Source organism: Pseudarthrobacter siccitolerans, assembly GCF_001046895.1.
GTDB classification, from domain to species: Bacteria; Actinomycetota; Actinomycetes; order Actinomycetales; family Micrococcaceae; genus Arthrobacter; species Arthrobacter siccitolerans.
The window spans coordinates 170,969-190,420 of record NZ_CAQI01000059.1 but is presented as its reverse complement, the minus strand read 5'-3'; the positions used below and the strand labels follow the sequence as shown (position 1 = coordinate 190,420).

Annotated in this window: 12 protein-coding genes and 1 pseudogene; 1 reads left to right on the top strand and 12 read right to left on the bottom strand. The window is 61.5% G+C overall.

The features are described from left to right. Positions 1-19 precede the first annotated feature (19 nt). The 3 genes from ARTSIC4J27_RS21000 to ARTSIC4J27_RS20990 are packed head-to-tail and all read right to left on the bottom strand — an operon-like array spanning position 20 to position 2,434. A complete protein-coding gene (locus ARTSIC4J27_RS21000; protein ID WP_050057146.1) occupies positions 20-694 on the bottom strand; it encodes a hypothetical protein in 675 nt (224 codons plus the stop codon). 42 nt (positions 695-736) lie between these two features. Continuing rightward, positions 737-1,513, bottom strand: coding sequence for a hypothetical protein (locus ARTSIC4J27_RS20995; protein ID WP_050057145.1), 777 nt, complete (start codon positions 1,511-1,513; stop codon positions 737-739). Between the two features lie 15 nt (positions 1,514-1,528). Beyond that, complete coding sequence (locus ARTSIC4J27_RS20990; RefSeq protein WP_083435584.1) at positions 1,529-2,434, bottom strand: glycosyltransferase; 906 nt, start codon at positions 2,432-2,434, stop codon at positions 1,529-1,531. 233 nt (positions 2,435-2,667) lie between these two features. On the opposite strand from ARTSIC4J27_RS20990, the gene ARTSIC4J27_RS22375 reads away from it, so the two are divergent. Continuing rightward, on the top strand, positions 2,668-3,513 hold the full coding sequence (locus ARTSIC4J27_RS22375; RefSeq protein WP_161799596.1) for a glycosyltransferase: 846 nt from the start codon (positions 2,668-2,670) through the stop codon (positions 3,511-3,513). A 77-nt stretch (positions 3,514-3,590) separates the two neighbouring features. Here the strand turns inward: ARTSIC4J27_RS22375 and ARTSIC4J27_RS20980 are convergent, their stop codons facing one another. From ARTSIC4J27_RS20980 to ARTSIC4J27_RS20940, 9 genes and pseudogenes are all read right to left on the bottom strand, one after another. Beyond that, positions 3,591-5,030 (bottom strand): glycosyltransferase family 39 protein, encoded by a 1,440-nt coding sequence (locus ARTSIC4J27_RS20980; protein ID WP_050057143.1) that lies wholly within the window; start codon positions 5,028-5,030, stop codon positions 3,591-3,593. Positions 5,031-5,051: 21 nt separating this feature from the next. Further along, on the bottom strand, positions 5,052-7,820 hold the full coding sequence (locus ARTSIC4J27_RS22370) for a WecB/TagA/CpsF family glycosyltransferase (RefSeq protein WP_083435582.1): 2,769 nt from the start codon (positions 7,818-7,820) through the stop codon (positions 5,052-5,054). 3 nt (positions 7,821-7,823) lie between these two features. Continuing rightward, positions 7,824-9,242 carry a glycosyl hydrolase gene (locus tag ARTSIC4J27_RS20970; RefSeq protein WP_050057142.1) on the bottom strand — a complete coding sequence of 473 codons (1,419 nt, stop codon included), beginning with the start codon at positions 9,240-9,242 and terminating at the stop codon, positions 7,824-7,826. Positions 9,243-9,274: 32 nt separating this feature from the next. Further along, positions 9,275-11,923, bottom strand: a complete 2,649-nt coding sequence (locus ARTSIC4J27_RS23330; protein ID WP_235436808.1) for a DUF4082 domain-containing protein — start codon at positions 11,921-11,923, stop codon at positions 9,275-9,277. A gap of 8 nt (positions 11,924-11,931) precedes the next feature. After that, positions 11,932-14,772, bottom strand: coding sequence for a N,N-dimethylformamidase beta subunit family domain-containing protein (locus ARTSIC4J27_RS23325; protein ID WP_050057140.1), 2,841 nt, complete (start codon positions 14,770-14,772; stop codon positions 11,932-11,934). A gap of 296 nt (positions 14,773-15,068) precedes the next feature. After that, on the bottom strand, positions 15,069-16,370 hold the full coding sequence (locus tag ARTSIC4J27_RS20955) for a M18 family aminopeptidase (RefSeq protein ID WP_050057139.1): 1,302 nt from the start codon (positions 16,368-16,370) through the stop codon (positions 15,069-15,071). A 10-nt stretch (positions 16,371-16,380) separates the two neighbouring features. Further along, a pseudogene (locus ARTSIC4J27_RS20950) lies at positions 16,381-17,257 on the bottom strand (intradiol ring-cleavage dioxygenase). A gap of 63 nt (positions 17,258-17,320) precedes the next feature. Next, positions 17,321-18,013, bottom strand: coding sequence for a response regulator (locus ARTSIC4J27_RS20945; protein WP_050057138.1), 693 nt, complete (start codon positions 18,011-18,013; stop codon positions 17,321-17,323). After that, positions 18,010-19,434, bottom strand: a complete 1,425-nt coding sequence (locus ARTSIC4J27_RS20940; RefSeq protein ID WP_050057137.1) for a sensor histidine kinase — start codon at positions 19,432-19,434, stop codon at positions 18,010-18,012. The genes ARTSIC4J27_RS20945 and ARTSIC4J27_RS20940 overlap by 4 nt, the downstream gene beginning before the upstream one ends. Positions 19,435-19,452 lie beyond the last annotated feature (18 nt).

Sequence of the window (19,452 nt, the reverse complement as noted above, 5' to 3'; positions counted from 1 at the left end):
CCGCCCGTTCCTTGAGCGGTCATTCTGACGTCCTGCCCGCTGGGGGAGCGTTCTTTCGTCCCTCTACTGTGCGGTCCACCACGATAACCGTAAACGCCGTGAGGATCACGCCAAGGAATCCGAACGCAAGAAGTCCCTTGATACGACCCGCCTTTGTGCTGCCTTGATCAAAAACTTCCGGTAATGCGGGAGACCTGTCCATGGAAATGAACTCGCCCGCAGGCACCCCTTGGGCGGCCTGCAGATCCCTGGCGGTTGTTTTCACCAGCGCGAGGACGTCGCTCAAAGTCCGTCGGACCTCCTCTGGACTGCTGCCCACGGCCTGAACTGCGAGGACGGGCCGGGTATAGCTGACAGCCCACTGGTTTCCGGAGTTTGGAAGCGTAATCGAGTACCCACGCCGGACGCCGCTGCCATACAACGTCACACTGGACGAGGGGAGCTCAACGGGCGTGCCGATCTCATGGACTCGGCGCTGCACCAGGCCCGCGAAGTTAATGAGCGACGGCACTACTGCGTCTGAAACGTTTGTGACGGAACCTCCGCCCGGCTGGACAAAGACGAGGTCCGTCGACATCCAATAAGTCCGCTCACCATTGACCAGTGCAGAACATCCGAATGCCGTCAAAACGACGCCCACGGCAACAAAAACCCAGCGCCGGATCATGATCCGGAAGAAGAGTCCGGCCGTCACAGCGGTGCCACCCGCGGGGGCAGGTCTACAGGCAACACCGTGCTAGCCTCGCACCCTGGCGGCCCGGCTGCTGCGACGGGTGGTCAGCTCCTGCCGCTCAGCCCGTGCTGCATGTACGGCGAGCACCGAGCCCCTTCCCGTCGCGACCGAGCCCTTGGGCACCGAGGCCGGGGCTGGGACAGCCTTTCGCCGATCAGTCCGCGCCAGGAGCCGTCCGTCGATGAACCCGGTGAGTAACACGCTGAACGCTGTGCCGGCGCCGGCAGCTCCTACCAGGATGAAAGTCCGCGTCTTGGAATCCTCCTTCGCGTTGTCCTGCACGACGAGGGTCATCAAGCGGATCCGCGAACTCTCCGGAACATTCTGCGTTTCCTGCATGGCCGTGAGTGTCGAGGGAACAACTGCGACGGCATCCTTGAGTGCACCATGAACCCGCAGTGGGTCGTCTCCCTCAACGGTGATACGGATTACGGAGCCGCTACTGCTTCGGTCCGGCTCTGCCGAGTAAGAAGTTCCTGGATGGGCATCCCGTATGGGCTTGGCCGTGTCTTCCGAAGCCATCTCGACAGCCAAGATGTCGAGCGCCTGGCCCATTCCGCCAAGAAACAGGAAGGGATTGCCTTCAGGGCCGACAGTTGCAGTGGGAGGCATCAGGACCAAACTTCCCTGAGCCCGGTAAATGGTCGGAACGGAGGCCTTCACCAAGAGGCAAAGACCAGCGGTCATAAGCAGGAAAAGAGCAAGGAAATACCACCGTCGACCGAGGCCAAAAAACATGTCACGGAGCCACATTTCGGCACGCTTCCCTGTCGAATCCACAACTTGTATCCATATTCAGTACCGGTTTTCGCTCTCGTGTCGCATGAATGGATTTTTGGCCTTGGCACTCATCCAAATTTTGAACTTGTCCGTTCCGTCCCTGCCGCGCGCCAACTGAATAACTGATTTGGCGATGCCACGCGCCTCGTCCCGTACCTGTCGAACGGGCGCCAGCAACACATGATCCGCCATGAGTTGCCCCGAGGTGGGAGGGGCTGCGTCCGCAAGAAGACCCGGAAAGCTGGCCGCGTAGAGAGCCGGCGAAACCTGTCGGCCGTGCACCCTGTTGCTGACGTTTTTCCCATGAACCATTTGCATCCATGCCGGTGCGCCGCTCAGACGGACAACAGGCATGGTCCGTCCAAGAAGGTTGTGCCAATCCGCCCAACACGTCGTGGGATCTGTCCAGGGCGTCAAGACCGAGCAGAACGCATTGTTCACGTCGGAGTGTGCGTATACGCCCTTGGTGGACCGGATAAGACCGTTGATCAGGTAGATGGCAAGGCTGCCGTCGCAAGGCACGACCGTACGAAGTTGCTCCACGAAATTTGAGGCCAGGGCATCATCGTTGTCCAAATTCGTCGTAAGCAGGAACCGATTTCTTCTGCTCAGACATATCTCGAGATCATGAAGGAGGTCAGCCCGTGTCACTGCCGTCCGGAATATTGGCGAGAACACTTTGTCGTGGTTGATCGTTGAGATGCGATCAACAAGCCACGCGGGACTTTCGGGGTCGAAATATATTATCCACTTTGACGGCCGGACAGTCTGGCTCCGCACGGAGGGAAGACAATATCTTTCGAAAAGATCAATTCGCTCTTGCAGCCATCCTTGCTTGGCACGAATCAGCGTCTCATAACCTTCGGTTGGAAGGTTAAAACGCGTCAGCAGTACATGGTCGATATCTGGCGATCCAAGCATTGTTCAAGCCCCCTCGCAGTCGGCCTTTTACTGTCCATGTTCAATTGCTTCACTGGGGCCTTTCCGTCAACGCTAGGTCCGGCATTGGGGCCACGCCAGACTACAGAAGCTGACGTGTGGGAATCCGCATCAAGAGTGTGGCTTCGAGGGTCTTGTCATTGGATGACAGCGGCGGGAGGATGCCAGTAAGCCCCAAACCGATGGGGGTTCCACCAATTTCCAGGGGCATTTGTATGGCAGTCAATGATATCCCCGGCAGCGAACAATTTACGCATCTGGTACTGACGCGATTCAACGTTCGAAACTTTTATCATAAATCCGAACCCAGTGATTATTGGCTGAGACAGCGGATGGCTCTATTCCGGCGATACTGCCTGCCGAGCTTTGCCGGCCAGTCGGTGAATACTTTTACCTGGCTGGTATTTTTCGATGCAGAAACTCCGGACTGGCTTCGAAAGGAAGTGGAGGTAGCCAGTCAAGGAGTCTTTAATGCTGTTTATGTGCCTGGCGAGTTCACCAAGACGTTCCTGAGTGACACGGTTGCCCACCACTGCAGCACACCCTTCGTCATCACCACGCGGGTGGACAATGATGATGCAGTCGCCTTTGACTTCGTGGAGCAGATCCAGGCCAGTTTTGATAATCAGGAACTTTTATTCGTCAATCTGGTCAACGGAGCGCAGTACTCGAACGGGAAAACATACCTTCGGCCTTACACCAGGAACCCTTTTTCAAGCCTTATCGAGAACATTACGCATCAACCGCCGCTCACAGTATTTGCGGAACACCACTACAAAATTGATGAATGTGCACCAGTGCTGAATATCCGCACGTCCCATCCCATGTGGCTACAGGTCGTCCACGGCGGAAATGTACTGAATGAGATCGTGGGACTGCGGGTACCCGGGTCACAGGTGAACCGCTACTTTCCATGTGCCGTCGATACCCGTGATACTGCTCTGAGCATCCTCGCCGACCAAATGGCGGGGTCGTTGCGGATCCTCATCCGCCTTCTTCGAAGGCCGCACCGCCTCGTCGAGTTGTATGCTTCCCTTCTTGCGCAGAAGGCACCGCAATAGGCCCGGGACGCCCGGCTTGCTGGTCGCGTTCGAATTAAACCCAAGCCACCCCTGGATCTATCCCTTTCAAACCCACGCTATTCGCAACGCGTGGCCAGTGTCAGCCGGGCGATTCCGTATCCCGACGTCCACACCTCCTCCGGACAAAAGCCCACCGGCAATTGCTTGGCATTGGTCGTCTCTTCCAGGACCCATAACCGCGAATAATCTTTGAGTCTCTCCAGCTGCGATGCGATTGGTACTTGCGTATCGGTGAATTTTCCTTCCGCGTTTGCCGCGCCGAGAACCAGCGGCTCAGGAATGGCGTGTCCGCGCAGATGGTACTGAAGCGTGAGTGCCAGGAAGTCCGCGTCCACTAAACCGTCACCAAGCTCGCCGTCATCGATAATTAATGCCGCGAACTCCTGGGGAGCCCACAGGTGGCCATCAGGTCCGCGGGCACTGACTTGGCCAGGTATGGTGATGGCAATAAGGGAGGCCAGTGCGGCCGTGACAGTGAAGCGGAACTTCGGTAGATCAAACAACATCGAGATGAGCGCTGCTGCGGGCAACACCATCGCCGGAAGGGTCCAGAATACATAACGGGCCGCGTAGACCGGCGTGACCAGTTCAGACACCACCCATAGGAATACTGGCGGACAGGCCCACCACGAAACAAACAGCACGAATTCCGCTGGCCTGTTTCCACGATTCTTACGGATCCGCCTGTAAGAGGCCAACCCCGCGCAAGCGGCGGCGGCAACGGGCGCATACCAGACCACTTTGCTCAGGCCCACAAGTTCACGGACTGCTTCGAGCGGAGTGACGGCGCCCAGCCATGAAACCTGCTTTACCTGTCCCATCACCAGCCCAGCGGCAACGAGGGTGGGCAGGGCACCGATGATGGCCAGGACGGCCAGCTTTCGGTCCTTGGCAACAAGCGAATACAACAGGTGCACGCCGGCTGCGATGCCTGCGAACGGGTGCGTTACCGGCAGCACCACCATGAGCGCCAGATATACAGCGGCAATCCTGCCGGAGCGGCGGCCGGTCATCCAGACAAAAGCCCATGTCGCGAAGGTGGCGATCGCCAAAGACCACGAATACGGCCGGACTTCCTGGGAGAACCGCACCCAGGAATACGCAATGACCATGAGCAGGGCGGCGATCCAGGCCGCCCTGGTACCAAACAGGTGACGGCACAAACCAGCCGTGGCCACCACCGACAGTGCCCCACCCACAGCCGAGGGAATCCTCAACCACCACAAGGAATCTGATGGCAGCATCCATAGGTGCATGAATGTGTAGTACGGAGCAAAGTTCCGGTCCTGGTTCGCCAGCAGTTTCCCGAGTTCCACCCAGTCAAGTTGCGCTGCCCACCACGTGGCCGCCTCATCGAAACCGATCCCCGGCGTATCTATGCCGACTAATGCAACGGCCAGGGAAAGGGCGGCCACGATAAGTAGCTGGTAGTGGTCCGTCATCGCGGACAGGTCCGGCAGTTTGCCCCGTTGAACGCGTTTTGCGGTGATAGTCATAACTACCTTCTCTGGGAATGGTCAGGTTCGGTTCGAAGAGGCCAGCCGTGTGTCTTTCCGCGATGTTTCGTCCCGTCCCCAGCCAGAGGAGCCAAGTGACAACCAGCGGCCCGCCAGCGAAAAGCCGGCGTAAACCGCTGCATCGAGTGCAGAGCCTGGACCGCGGACAGACCCGATCAGTTCCAGAAGCGTTGCAAGCGTCGTCGATCCGATTCCGCCTTCCTGTGCGGCATTCCCGCGGTAGATCCGTCCGAGAGTGGCCAACAGGGCCCGCGGACTTCGCGGTGTCCGGACAACCACGGGGGGGCAATCAAGGACCTGCTTCTCATGACCGGCATACTGCCGGTCAATCAGCAGATCATCGCCAGTCAGGTGTTCTGGAAACGTGCCCAGTCTGTCGTGTCCGGCCTTATTCATTGCGTAGACGCCGGCCCCCCACATTGCCGTCCGATTACCGTGCAACCTGGTGCGGGCACGGTAGTAGGCCTGCACTGAGAGTGTCGCACCGCCTGTGTCATAGACGCAGGCCGGGCGGACGCACATCGGGTCATTATGCGCCGATAGGTGCTCCAGCGTGTGCCGAAGTGCTGCAGGCGTCAACTCCACATCAGCGTCCAGGTAGATCCGTGGCCACTTCGTCGCCGCCGCGTCTCCGGCATTCAGGGCCGCTGGCTTCGAGGCCACCGGCACTTCAATCACCTGCACCCCAGGAACGGCCGCCGCAATCAGCGCTGTGTCGTCGCTGCAGCTGTTGCAGGCGACGATGACTTCGAGCACATCATGGGACAGCGGTTCCGCCAGGAGACTCAGGGTCCGTCCAATCACGGCAGCTTCATTGTGGGCGGGAATAATGACTGCACCGGGTGGAAAGCCCGAACCCGCGAGGCTTGCGAGTCCGGAGACGTACCTGTGTGCGCGTGGCAGGGCGCCCCAGCTGGCTTCCGAGCATGCTGCACGCAGCGTTCCCCGGTTCGACACTTTAGGCGACCGAAGGAGAGCCCCAAGAACGACGGCGAACCGAAAAGCGCTGGCGTAACTCCTGGAATGATGCTTCCTTGCATACCGGATCCTATTTACCGCCAGCAAAGCGTTCAGTGCGGCAGATGCACCTGAGCCCCCGCGTCGGTGGTGCATCCTTGATCCAGGTTCAAACCAAACATCCCAACCGTTTTGTCGAACGCGGAGAAAATAGTCCGTCTCCTCCGAATAGAGGAAGTACCGCTCGTCCCAGTCCCCCAATGCCTCCACCACGTCCCGCCTGATCAGCAAGGCTGCCCCCGTCGCCCATGAGACCTTGTGCGGGTGAAGGTAGCTATCGGTGTCAGAGTCGATTTCGGATAACCAATCCGGGCGGCCCGCCAGACGGCTGCCGAAGGCAGCGTCACCGAATGCCCGCAGCACCGACGGCTCACGACGAATCGAAGGATAGGTGGAGCCATCATCGTCGACAAGCAGCGGCACGACTACGCCCGCGGCCGCTTCCGACATTCGTTGCCTGAGCATACGAATGGAGTCTGGCTCAGCGCTGAGGTCCGGGTTGAGTATGAGGAAGGATTCAGCGGTACCGGCGCGCTTGATGGCCGCATTGATTCCGCCTGCGTAGCCCAGGTTTCCGCCAGTGGAAAAGGCCACGACATCGGTTTCCTGGGCCAGGCTTTCAAGAGTTGCCGGCGACGGCGAATTGTCGGCAACAATCACTTTGATGGACTGATCGCGGGTTTGAAGGCGAAGGCCTGCAATGAGATCCCGGACGACGTGCGAACTCTCATACGTCACGACTATTACCGCAACGTCCGTATGTTCGGTCGAACTCGAGAACCCGCCGGTTCTGCGTGGTTGCTGGAGGGCGCTACCTCTAGGCGCCCCAGCTGCCCAGGTTTCTCCGGTTTTTGCGGGTCCGGCATGTTCTGCATGATATTGACCGCTGAATCTCTGCAAGGCCAAGTAGGCCGCTAGGCCATCCACCAGGTACCGCCTGGCCAGCCTTCGCGGTTCCAGGGCCAACCTCCACGCCCATTCGATGCCGGCATCACGCACTATTCCTGGGGCGCGCTCCCGGCCGCCGGCGAGAAAATCCACAACGGCCCCGAATGCCAACAAAACACCAGCACCAGTCGCATTCCCGTACTCCTTGATCCACAGCTCCTGCCTGGGCTTGCCGAGGCAAACGAGCAGGATCTCGACTCCTGCCGCCGCGATCTCAGCCGCAATTGCCCCCGATTGATCGACGTCGGCAAGTTCCTCACGGCTCGGAGCCCACGATCCAGCCACGGTCAACCCTGGCAGCTCCCGCCCGAAGCGGTCACGGATCATCTCATGGGCCTCCGCCGTGCCGCCCAGGAGGCCAATCCGGAAACCTCGCTTTTCTGCTGCGGCCAGGATGGGTTCGATAATGTCGCTTCCAGCCAAGCGGGGCCACCTCCGCCCGGTCAGCACCTCCGCCCGCTTGACCAAAGGTGAACCGTCGAGCAAGGTCAGCCATTCCACGCCCGACTGGTGATCGTCAAGGACGCCATGCCACCGGCTTCCCTCTCCGAAGTGGCCGATGTGATCCAGGTTGGCTGACGCCACCGCCAAAGGAGGGGCCGCCGCCCGGGCGCGCGCGAGTATCAATTCAAGTGCCGGCTCTGCGTCGAGTAACCCGACCTTTATGCCTCCGAGAGTCACCCAAAGAGGCACCTTGGCGGTGCCGGCGGCGCTGGAACGCGCCGGCAGTCTTCCGAGGCGGTTCAAGGGGCGGATGAGTGCGGAATTGTGGGCAATGCCGCGCAGCGCACCGGACAACGTCATGATCTAGCCTTTCGTCGGAATTCCACTGAGCGTGAAAATCGTTTGCGGCTGAATGGTGGCCTCAATCCGACCTGACGAGACGGAAGCGCCTGTGGTCTTTTCCATGTCGTGGGTCGCATTGGTGATGTAGGAAGAGAGGTCAAGAGGCCCGGCTATGTCAGGGATCGCCATCCGTGCAGGAATTACGTCGTCAGAGGTATTGACTCCAAAGACCGTGAAACGGCCGGACACTGGATCCTCGAAGGCAACAGCCTTGATGCGGGCATCCCCGGAGTCCATGGGGACGCGGACCGATCCCCTCGGGACGAATCGGGTCAGCTGCTGCAGAGCGAAGTAGTTCTTGCGTGGAGAGTAGTTCCCATTCGCCTTGTCATACGCAAGAAGCCCCCAATATCCATTGCTCCCGTGATGGTTGTAGTAGCCATCCCAGGCGTCATAATGCAGGAGGCCCGTCGCACCCTGCTGGATGAGGTCCAGTGCCAACAGAGCAGTAGCGGAGGCCGACGTCCAGTCGGCAGGATTCGGCGCCCCGCCATCACATCCCGGGCAGGGCCCGGAAAACTCTGTCACCCAGAAATCCAGCCCCGAGCCCGATTGAGCCAGGACTTGCCGGGCGTCGGAGGTTTCACCGCTGTAACTGTGAATGGCGAAGTAGGCAAGGCGATCCATGACGACGGCATCGGTGTTGAGTTCACGAAAATAGCCGTCCATCGCATTCTCTGCGAGGGCAGTATCAGGTCCTACGAGGCGCATATCTGTCAGTCCGAGGTCGTCCAGGGCAACGGCTAGCTTGTGCAGCAGGCGGACGTACTGTTCAGGACCGACATTGGGCCCCTCGATTCCATTTAAATCGGGCTCATTCAGGGGCGCCAGCAATGTGAAGTCCAAGTTCTTGACAGTCCGTCCGTAGCCCGCCATTGAGGCCATGGTTCGAACCCATTCGTCCTCCATGTCAGCCCCGATATGGTCCCCTCCCATCCACTGGGAAACGGGCCCCATGACGTTGAGCATCACCTCCTGGCCAGGCTTTGTGTTGATGTATGCGATGGTCTCCCAGAGATCCACCAATTCCGGTGTCTCGTATATTGGGGTGTAGTAATTCCAATCGATGGCAGGTGGAGCAGCAGGGTTCCGGACCGATTCCCAGTCACCGTTGTCGATGACCACCCGCCATGTGATGTCGCCGAGTGCGGAAATTTTGTCTATGGCGGGCCTGAGCTCACCGTCCCGCCAGCTGTGGACGTTGGCGTTGACACCGAGCCCGGACATCACTTGCTCGCGGTTACCGGTCGTCGCCGGTTGACTGGAGCGACCTCCTTCACGGTCCATTCCTGTTTCAATTTCAGCTGTCGGAGTGCAACCCGCGATCAGGAGGCCGAAGCAAATGGCGGTGATACCGGTAAGGGAAAAGCTGTGCTGCATGGTGACCTTCCTGGATTGATGCTGAAAAACGGTCATGAAGCGTTGAAGACGACATCCACCCAGTAGTTGGTGTTTCGGAAGCTGTCCGTCGGGAAGCTCGCTGTGCCATATCCGAAGACGCCGTTCGCCCCATCGACGCCACTGGCGAGACCATGCAGCGGTGCGCGGTCGACGGCCTTCGTGAAGTAGTCCCTGGTGGATGAGTAAGAGCCAACTGGAGCGTAGTACGACACGACGTAGGTGGTATTCGCTGTGATGGGGACTGGCGTAGTGAACATGGCCTGTTGCCACCCCGAGCTCGTTTCACCCGTAAAAGTGACACTGGCCAGGAGCGTGCCCGTTGCCGACCAGAGATGGCCGACGTGTGTCCCAACGTTTGCGCTGCCTTTGAAGAAGCGGACCCCCGTCACCATTCCAGCTACGTCTGAACGGAACTTCATTCCGACCTCAACGGCCTTCTTGTCATTCGTATTTGCGGTCGCAGGGGTTGCCGTGGGGCCAAAAACGCTGCATGGACAGGCTGTGGGAGCCGCACTGGTGGTGAAGCTCCAAGAGTGAGGTGCAGGCATTGTGGTCCCTGCGTCATTTGTCGCACCGCTGACAGTAGCCGTATACGAAGTGCTGAATGCGAGTGCCGCTGCCGGCGAGAAAACGGCTGTATTTGTAGCGGCGTCGTAGGTGGCGGATCCGGGAACGGTAGCTCCTGCTGCATTTTTCAAGCTGAAGGCAACTGCGGAACCATTCACTGCCTGGTTGAATGTGACAGTAGGTTTGACGCTCACCGGTACGCCTGTTGTTCCATCAGAGGGTGAGGCAGCAGTGACTATCGGCGCCTGTCCGGTCGTACTGGCGTGGAAGACAACGTCCACCCAATAGTTGGTGTTGTTGTGGCTTTCGGTCGGGTAGGCACTTGCGCCGTAACGGTAAACACCGTTGAGTCCGTCGGTCCCGGACGCCAGGCCATGCAGCGGAGCCCGGTCCGCTGAGGATGTGAAGTATCCCCCTGTTGAGGAATAGAACCCTTCGGGGGCGAAGTAGGACACGACGTAGGTTGTATCTGCTGCGATGGGAACGGGTGAGGCAAAGAGAGCCTCTTGCCAACCTGAGGCAGTCTCTTCGGTGAAAGTGACATCGGCCAGGAGGATGCCTGTGGATGTCCAGAGGCGGCCGGTGTGGGGCCCTGCATTTGACTCGCCCTTGTAGAAGCGGACTCCTGTGACTATGCCTGCCGTATCCGCCCGGAATTTCATACCCAGTTCCACCGCGTTGCCGTCCGCGGTCGAAACTGTCGCCGGAACCGCTTCCGGGGGAAAGACGGTGGCGGAGGCCGCCCTTGTGGAGAAGGTCCAGGTGTAGGGCGAACCCATGGTTTGTCCTGTTGAATTGGCAGCCCCGCTAACAGTCGCTGTATACGTGGTGCCATTCGCGAGTGTTGCGGCCGGCGCGAAGGTTGCTGTCCTTGTTGCCGCGTTGTAGGAGACGGCCCCTGGGACTGCTGCATTGGCGGCGTTCTTTACTGTAAAGATCACCGATGATGCCGCAACGTCCTGGTTGAAGGCTGCAGTGGGCTTCGTATCGACGGCAACGTTGCTTGTGTTGTTGGCAGGCGTTACTGATGCGACGCTGGGGAGCACTGCCGCTGCGGTTGTCATGAAAGCCCAGGAGAATGGGCCGTTCATGGCCTGCCCGCCGGAATTGGCGGCTCCACTGACGGTAGCTGTGTATTGCGTGTTGTAGGCCAGTGTCGCCGTGGGGGTGAAGGTTGAGGTGTTTGTAGCGGCGTCGTACGCTGTTGATCCGGCCACGTTTGTATTCGCGGAGTCTTTGATGGCGAAGACGATGGAGGATGGGGTTACCGCCTGGTTGAACTTCACAGTGGGCTTTACCTCCACAGCGACACCCGTCGAGTTGTTGGCGGGAGTAACGGTGGTGACCGCAGGCGCCGGAGCAGAGGCCTCCGCGCTGAATACCGCATCTACCCAATAGTTAGTGTTGTTGTAGCTTTCGCCGGGGAACGCCGACGCACCGTACCGGTAGACGCCGTTGAGCCCGTCCATCCCGCTGGCAAGGCCGTGCAGTGGAGCGTTGTCGGCGGAATTCGCGAAGAAAGCTCCAGTTGCGGCGTAATTTCCATTGGGGGCGAAGTAGGAAACCACGTAAGTAGTGTTAGCCGTGATGGCTACCGGCGTGGCGAAATTTGCCTGCTGCCAACCTGACCCTGTCTCACCTGTGAAGGTCACGGTGGCCAGCAGGGCACCTCCCGCTGACCATAGGTGCCCTGTGTGGGTGCCACTGTTGGTCGGGCCTTTGTAGAAGCGCACACCGGTAACGCTGCCAGCCACGTCGGAGCGGAACTTCATTCCCAGTTCCACGGCGTTGCCATCATTCACGGATATAACGGCCGGGAGTGACGACGGGCTGAACACTGTGCAGGGACACGCCGGGGCTGCTGCGGTGGTGAAGGACCAGGTGAACGGAGCAGCCATCACCTGTCCCGAGGAATTCGTCGCGCCACTCACTGTCGCCGTGTAGACGGTGTTGAAGGCCAGGGCAGCCGTGGGAGTGAACGTCGCTTTATTTGTTGCCGCCTCATAAGCCACCGAACCTGAAACCGACGCACCAGCAGCATTTTTGAGTCCGAACACCACTGATGAACCGGTAACAGATTGATTGAAAGTCACCGCCGGCTTCACATCAACAGCCACACCCGTGGCGTTACTCGCAGGCGACGCGCGGATACCAGCGGTGCCGCCGGGGCTGCTGCGGTGGTGAAGGACCAGGTGAACGGAGCAGCCATCACCTGTCCCGAGGAATTCGTCGCGCCACTCACTGTCGCCGTGTAGACGGTGTTGAAGGCCAGGGCAGCCGTGGGAGTGAACGTCGCTTTATTTGTTGCCGCCTCATAAGCCACCGAACCTGAAACCGACGCACCAGCAGCATTTTTGAGTCCGAACACCACTGATGAACCGGTAACAGATTGATTGAAAGTCACCGCCGGCTTCACATCAACAGCCACACCTGTGGCGTTACTCGCAGGCGACGCCATAGACACCGAGGGCGCTGCGGTTCCCGTGGCGGTGAACAGGGCGTCCACCCAGTAGTACTCGGCATCGTAAATCTGGTTCGGGAACCCCGACGAGCCCCCGTATAGGTAATAGCCGTTGGGGGACCCCGGCGTGCTGCGGGTGAAATGCAGCGGAGCACTGTCCACGCTGTTCCCGCCACCGGATGGGGTCGGATTGTTGTAAAAGTAGCCGGTGTCCTGGGAGTAGTGACCCGCAGGTGCGAAGTATGAGACGACGTATTTTGTGTTGGCTGTGATCGTCAGGGCAGGAGATAAACTGGCTGTTTGCCACCCGCTGGCGGATTCGTTTGAGAATGTTACGCTCGCCAGTCTTTGTCCGGACTCGCTCCAGATATTGCCGATATGCGTGCCCGTGTTCCGTGTGGACTTGTAGAACCGGATACCGGTGATGGTTCCGGGTACGTCGGAGTAGAACTTTGCCCCAACTTCAACGGCGTTTGCATCGCCGGCGTCGGGAACGGCCGGCGCCACGTTGGTACCCATCAGGGAGCAAGGGCACGAAACCGACACATTGTTGCCGGCGGACCCTGATTCAAGATTGCCGCTGTCATCCACTGCCCGGGATTTGAGGATGGACACGGGGCTGCCATGGGCGTTCCAGGTGAAGGTCCAACTGGTGGTTCCGTTGGCGCGCCGCCAGGTCTGGCCACCGTCAGTGGAAACCTCGACGCCGGCTACAACGCCGCCCACGTCATGCGCGGTTCCGGACACGGTGACGATCGTGCCATCAGCCACAGTGGCACCGGCTGCCGGGGAAGTCACGCTTGATGAAGGAGCCGTCTGGTCGGTCGAGGATTGTGCTGCCGTGAGCCCGGAAAGCAGGGTGATCGGCTGGGAGGCCATGTCAGCCAAGAGGTTAACGGTGGCCTGCTGCATGTTTTTATCGACGGCCTTACCTGTGGTGAAACCGTCCAGCCCCCATGACCATTGGACCGTCCCGGCACCGAAAACAAGCGCGCCGCTGGCCGCCTTGTACATGGTGAGATTGTGTGTGGCGGGCTGACCGCCCAGAGTACTGGACCCGTAGTCCGTAAATATTTCCGCTGAGGTGCTGCTCGTCTGGGAGAGACGGAAGGCCCCTGGCGGCCGGAAACCGTTATCGGCGTCGATGTCCCACTCATAGCCGAGAGTCCCCAAGCCGGCCCCGAGTGTCACTGACGTGCCGTTCGCCATCGTGGCAACGGCGGTGCCCCGCCAGAGCCGGAGTTCTTTGAAGGCTGATGGGACCACAATGTCGGCGGTTCCGGAATTGACCTTGAAGTATTGGCCGGTCAGCGCATTTTCCGGATTTCCGCCGCCCGTAGCCGTCCCATACCGGGGATCGCGCCACGTACCGGTCCAGGCCACAGGATCAGTGGGAGCGTTGAAGTGGGTGTCCTTGTAGGAAACGAGAGTCCGGCCAGCCGTGTTGCTGCCGTCTGCGCTGGGTTCCCACCGCGTCTTCCAGAACATTTCGTTGCCACTGAAAAACGCCAGATTCACGCCGGCATCCCTGGCCGCCTCAACATTCGCCCGTTGGTCAGCAGACCAGTACTCGTCATGCCCGACTGACAGGAATGACTTGTGGTTCAGGAGCAACGGCGCCCTTGTGGAGACGTCAAGTCCGCTCATGTAGCTGACGTCGTAGCCGTTGGCTTCAAGGAACCGGATCATGGGGTATTCGGCGTACATCAGCCAGCTGCGGCCCTGATCATCAAGGGCGGAATTGAAAGGCCGGTTGTACGAAACCTTGAAGGCGGCCTTATAGGCCTGCGGGTTGCCGGCCGGGCAGGCCACCGTGCAGGTGTAGAGGCTGTTGCCACCGTAAGTGTTGTACGCCTGCCAAGTGGTGTCGGATGTCTGGAACAAAACATCGGACTTGGCAGCATCGTCCCGAACCACGAAGGGAATGACGCTGGCCCCCCCATTGTCGGTACGGACCAGCCGCGCAAGGTACACGCCGGATACAGCCGCCGCCGGAACTGGCCATGAGGCGGATACCGCCCAGTTGCCGCAATCAACCAGCCCGGTAGCCGGGAACGTTGCGCAGTTGGGCTGCGCTTGAGGAAGCGGAGCCGAGGGAAGCAGGTTGGCGGCAACCTTTCGCGCCCCGAGCCCCTGGTAATACCCGAGCCGGAAGATATCGATGCGGTAGGCAGAAGCATTCGTTTTGACCTTAAACGTCACTGTCTGCCCGACATTGACGCTCATCGACGTCGCGTAGCCCTGGATCGTGCTGTCTCCGGCGCCCGTGACCCGCCACTCGCTGGAAGGACTCCCCGGCTGCGTATTCTCGCAGGCCACCTTGCTGACCACTGGCACGTCGCAGGGACCTGCTGCCCGGGCAGGGGGCAGCCACGAAGGATCTACTGCCATGGAAAACATTGAAGCCAGCAAGGCGAGGACCAGTGCGGGTACCCAGCGGCGGACGATCCGGCGGGGGAGGACTCCAGGTGCAGACGTCATCTTTTGGCTCCATGTTCGCGGCGCAACCGGTCAGCAGCCGGACGGGGTCTGCACTCCCCGCAGCGGCTGGCGCCAAAAAGCCCTGGCACCTTGCCTGTTGCGTCAATCAGTTGTCACGAACGTCCCCTCGGTGGCGGGGCTGTCCAGTCCCGCCCTGTTGCGGCCCGGAACCATGGACCGCAAACCCAAAGGGCATTGCGTATTTTTCAACCGTAGGCTGGGCTCCACCGCGCAACTAGGCAACGGGGGCCACTATGTGGGTATCCGCACCACCTTTGTGGCGGAAGCCAGGCAAGCTACACAGCGGTCCGGAAAAACAGCTCCGCCACAGCAGCCAACCGCCGCGGATCCTCAACACCGCACAGCTCCCTGGCCGAGTGCATCGACAACAGCGGAACCCCCACATCCACCGTCCGGATCCCCAGCCGGGTGGCGGTCAGCGGTCCAATCGTCGAGCCGCAGGGGATCGCGTTGTTGGAGACGAACTCCTGGTACGGCACGCCGGCCTCACCGCAGAGCCGCGCCCACAAGGCCGCACCAGGCGCATCGGTGGCATACCTCTGGTTCGCATTGATCTTCAGCAGCGGCCCGCCGTTGAGGACCGGGTGGTTGGCCGGGTCATGCCGTTCAGCATAGTTTGGGTGCACTGCGTGCCCCGCATCGGCAGAAATACAGAACGACGCCGCCAGCGCCTGCCGCCGCTGGCCCGCCGTCGCGCCAAGACCGTCAGAGACGCGCACCAGCACGTCCTCAAGGAGCGGACCGCAGGCCCCCGAACGGGAGTTGGAGCCGATCTCCTCATGGTCAAAAGCCGCCAAAACAGCAATGGGCGCACCAGCGGAAACGGATGCGGCATGCCCCATCAAAGCAACCATTCCCGCATGCGTGGACGAAAGATTATCCAGGCGCCCGGACGCGAAGAACTCCCCGTTCCCCCCGAAAACCGCAGGTGCCTGCGTGTCCGCAATAACGACGTCGTACCCGCCAATACGCCCGGGATCCACGGAGGCTTCGGAAACAGAAGAAGCCAGCACGGCCAGCAGGTCAACATCAGAAGGGTTTCCCAGCCCCCACACCGGATTCATATGCCGCTGTTTGTCCAGCGTCAGGCCCTCATTCACGGCCCGGTCCAGGTGAATGGCGAGCTGCGGGAAGCGCAGCATGGGCCCCGTGGCCGCCAGGTGCTCGGTGCCGTCCAGCATCACCAGCCGGCCGGCCAGCTGCAGCTCACGGTCCAGCCAGGAATTCAGCAGTGGCCCGCCGTACACCTCCACCCCCGCCTGCAGCCAGCCGTGCGCACCGATGGTGGGCTTGGGCTTGAGTTTGAAGGAGGGCGAGTCCGTGTGCGCCCCCAGGATGTTGAACCCGGTGGTGGGGCCGGCACCCTCCGGCACTACCCAGGCGATCAGCGCGCCGTCCCGGATCACAAAAAACGAACCGGCGCCGCCCTCCCAGGGCTCCTGCTCATCCAGGCGGCTAAAGCCGGCCGCCTCCAGCTGCCGCGCCGCCTCGTGGGCCGCGTGAAAGCTCGACGGCGACGCGCTGACATACGCGCCCAGGTCCTGGATGTGGTCTGCGGCGGAGGAAAGAGAAGGCATGCTCCCGAGTTTAGATGGTGACGTTGAGGCCCGCCGTGTAGCCCGCGGCCGCGGACCCTGACATGGCGGCGAGCTGGTAGATGCCGCCGTCATCGCCGAACACATTGTCCGACTGAAGAGTTGTCCGCGGAAAGTTCCGCGCACTGGACTCGTAGCCCGCGGTGGCGTACACGTCCTCGCAGGCGGCCTGGGTGAGCGCTATTTGCGAAACGGCCAGCACTTGGCCTGCAGCTGTCGCGTTGCTCATGGACTCGAACACTTCAAAGTGGATGTGCGGCCAGCGGCCCATGTACGCGCCGGGGAAGATCGACGTGAACGTGACCTGGCCGTTCGCGTCGGCCTCCTGGACCCCGCGCAGGAAGTTCTCGTTTTCCAGGCTGGAATCGTACATGGAGTACTTCCCGTCCCGGTCACAATGCCAGGCGTAAACGGCCGCCCCGGCCAACGGGACAGCCGTTGGCGTTATCCAGCAGCGTCAGCGTGAAGGTCAGGGGTACGCCCTCGGCCTTGGCGGTCCCGGTTCCGAAGCTGGAGGTGATGTCCCGCCGCACCACTCCCGAGGCTTCGAGGACGTTCGGCCCGTTGGAGCCGTCGCCCGGGTACGGTCCGGCGGTTTCCTGCGGAATCTCGACTCCGCATTCTGCAATGGCCCGGGTCAATGTAGGGGACGGAGTGGCCGAAACAGAAGCCGACGGCGTTGCCGAGGCTGCAGCCGACGACGCCGAAGGGCTGGCGCCGGAGCTTGACCCACCCGGGGTGCAGGCAGCCAGCGCAGCGGCGGCACCTCCCGCGCCCAGGAACATGCCCAGTGAGCGGCGGCTCATCATCGTGGACAGGTCGAACTCCAGGCCGCGGTCGTGGTCCGGATGGGGAAGGCTTTTGGTCATGCCACCATCCAACCTGCCGGAGCTGTCACCTGCATAGGCCATTCCTGTGCCCAGGCTGTGCGATCAGTAATCCGGGTTGCTCGGCACCACCAGGCCGGTCTCGTAGGCATAGACCACCGCCTGGACGCGGTCGCGGAGGTGAAGCTTGGTGAGGATCCGCCGCACGTGCGTCTTCACCGTCGCCTCGGACAGGAAGTACCGGTGGGCGATCTCCGCGTTGGACAGTCCCTCTGCCATCGCCTCGAGCATCTCCGTTTCCCTGGGCGTCAGGTCCGCCAGGAGGGGATCCGGCGCCGGCACCGCGGGGACGGGCTTGGCGGCACCCCGCACGTACGTTTCGAGCAACCGCTGGGTCACCCTGGGCGCCACCACCGCGTCACCGCAGGCCACCACCCGCACTGCATTGATCAGGTCCTGCGGGGCGGCGTCCTTCAGGAGGAAAGCGGAAGCACCTGCCTGGAGACCGGCGAACGCATACTCGTCCACGTCGAAGGTGGTCAGGATGATGATCCGGGAACACGCTCCGGATTCCGTGATGGCGCGGGTGGCCTCAATACCGTCCAGCACGGGCATCCGCACATCCATCAGCACCACGTCCGGGCTATGTTCGCGGACCAGCCGGACGGCCTCGGCACCGTCGGAGGCTTCACCCACTATCCGCAGGTCATCCTCCCCTTCGAGGATGAGCCGGAACCCCATCCGGAGCAGCGGCTGGTCATCTACCAGAAGGACTGTGGTGGCCGGGTTACTGGTCATGCTTTCCCTTGCAGTTCGTGCGGACGGAAGGATTCGGAAACGTCGGCGGGCCAGGAAAGCACGGCATGCACACGCCAGCCCCGGCCGCTGCGGCCGGCTTCCACGGTGCCGGCATATATACGGGCGCGCTCAGCCATTCCGGAGATTCCCTGGCCCGTGCCGTGGGAAGGGGTGCCGGCATATATACGGGCGCGCTCAGCCATTCCGGAGATTCCCTGGCCCGTGCCGTGGGAAGGGGTGCCGTAGGAGGCGTGCTCGGCGGCCGAACTGCTGCCGCCCGCAAGTGAGGTATCTCCCGGAACTCCCGCGCCGTCGTCGGACACGTCAATGGTGACCGTTGAACCGGCGCGGACAATCGAGACGTCCACCCTGCCCAGCGAACGGCCGTAACGCAGCACATTGGTCAGCGATTCCTGGACGATCCGGTAGACCGTGAGCTGGAAGGCGGCATCATCAGGCAGCGCCGGGCCGCTGTGGGAGTAATGCAGGGGCAGGCCCGCCGTGCGGAACCCCTCAAGGAGCACGGACAGGCCGTCCCCCGAAGCTGGCGGCAGCCGCGGCGCCGCCCGTCCGTCGTCACGAAGGACGCCCAGGACCCTGCGCATATCGGCAAGGGCCGTGCGGCCCGTCCGGGACAGTTCGCCGAGCACCTCGCCGGCGCGCTCGGGGCTTTTCCGGACCACGACGGCGGCGCCGTCCGACAGGCTGACCATCACCGTCAGCGAGTGGGCCACGACGTCGTGCATCTCCCGGGCGATCCGGTTCCGTTCATTGACGGACGCCAGGCTTGCGGTCCGGGCGGCCCAGGCGGCAATTTCCTGTTCGTGTTCGCGCCGCTGCCGGACGGAGATGCCGATTCCCGTTGCAATGACATTGGACAGTGCGATGGTGGCACCGGTGGCGATGCTGGTCAGAAGGTGGAAGTCGTCCGGGTTGACATGGGTGTGGACAACGTCAACCCGCAACGGTCCGACGGCGGCCAGGAGGTAAAGGAGCGCCAGCGGCGCGGTGGCCACGGCAGTAGTGACGAGTGCGTAGCGGCGGCTGCGCGCCACCGCCACGGCATAGAGCGAAAACCACAGGCCGGCCGAGACGTTGGACCCCCACGGATGCAGCAGGGTCACGGCCACTTCCGCCACGGCCACGAAGGCAACGAGGCCAACCGGGCGGGAACGCCGGAGGAGCAACGCCCCCGCAACGGCAGCCAGCAGGAGCGCGGGAATCCACTTGCCGGATGCGACGGCGTCCACCACCGTGGGTGCCACCAGCAGGACGTAGCTGAGCGCCACCACGGCATCCATCACCTGCGGATGCCCGTGCAGGTAGCGCCGGATCAGTCCCCTGCGCCTTGCGGTGAGCTCGGCAAAGGACGCGTCGGCCTGTCCGGCCGGCGCGTCCCTGGCAAATGCCTTCTCTGTCACGTCCTTCTTGTATTCCTG

Bases quoted from the DNA above. Each gene is read 5' to 3' on its own strand.
- ARTSIC4J27_RS20990 (WP_083435584.1), bottom strand. From the start codon at position 2,434: ATGCTTGGATCGCCAGATATCGACCATGTACTGCTGACGCGTTTTAAC.
- ARTSIC4J27_RS22375 (WP_161799596.1), top strand. From the start codon at position 2,668: ATGGCAGTCAATGATATCCCCGGCAGCGAACAATTTACGCATCTGGTA.
- ARTSIC4J27_RS20980 (WP_050057143.1), bottom strand. From the start codon at position 5,030: ATGACTATCACCGCAAAACGCGTTCAACGGGGCAAACTGCCGGACCTG.
- ARTSIC4J27_RS22370 (WP_083435582.1), bottom strand. From the start codon at position 7,820: ATGACGTTGTCCGGTGCGCTGCGCGGCATTGCCCACAATTCCGCACTC.
- ARTSIC4J27_RS20970 (WP_050057142.1), bottom strand. From the start codon at position 9,242: ATGCAGCACAGCTTTTCCCTTACCGGTATCACCGCCATTTGCTTCGGC.
- ARTSIC4J27_RS23325 (WP_050057140.1), bottom strand. From the start codon at position 14,772: ATGACGTCTGCACCTGGAGTCCTCCCCCGCCGGATCGTCCGCCGCTGG.
- ARTSIC4J27_RS20955 (WP_050057139.1), bottom strand. From the start codon at position 16,370: ATGCCTTCTCTTTCCTCCGCCGCAGACCACATCCAGGACCTGGGCGCG.
- ARTSIC4J27_RS20945 (WP_050057138.1), bottom strand. From the start codon at position 18,013: ATGACCAGTAACCCGGCCACCACAGTCCTTCTGGTAGATGACCAGCCG.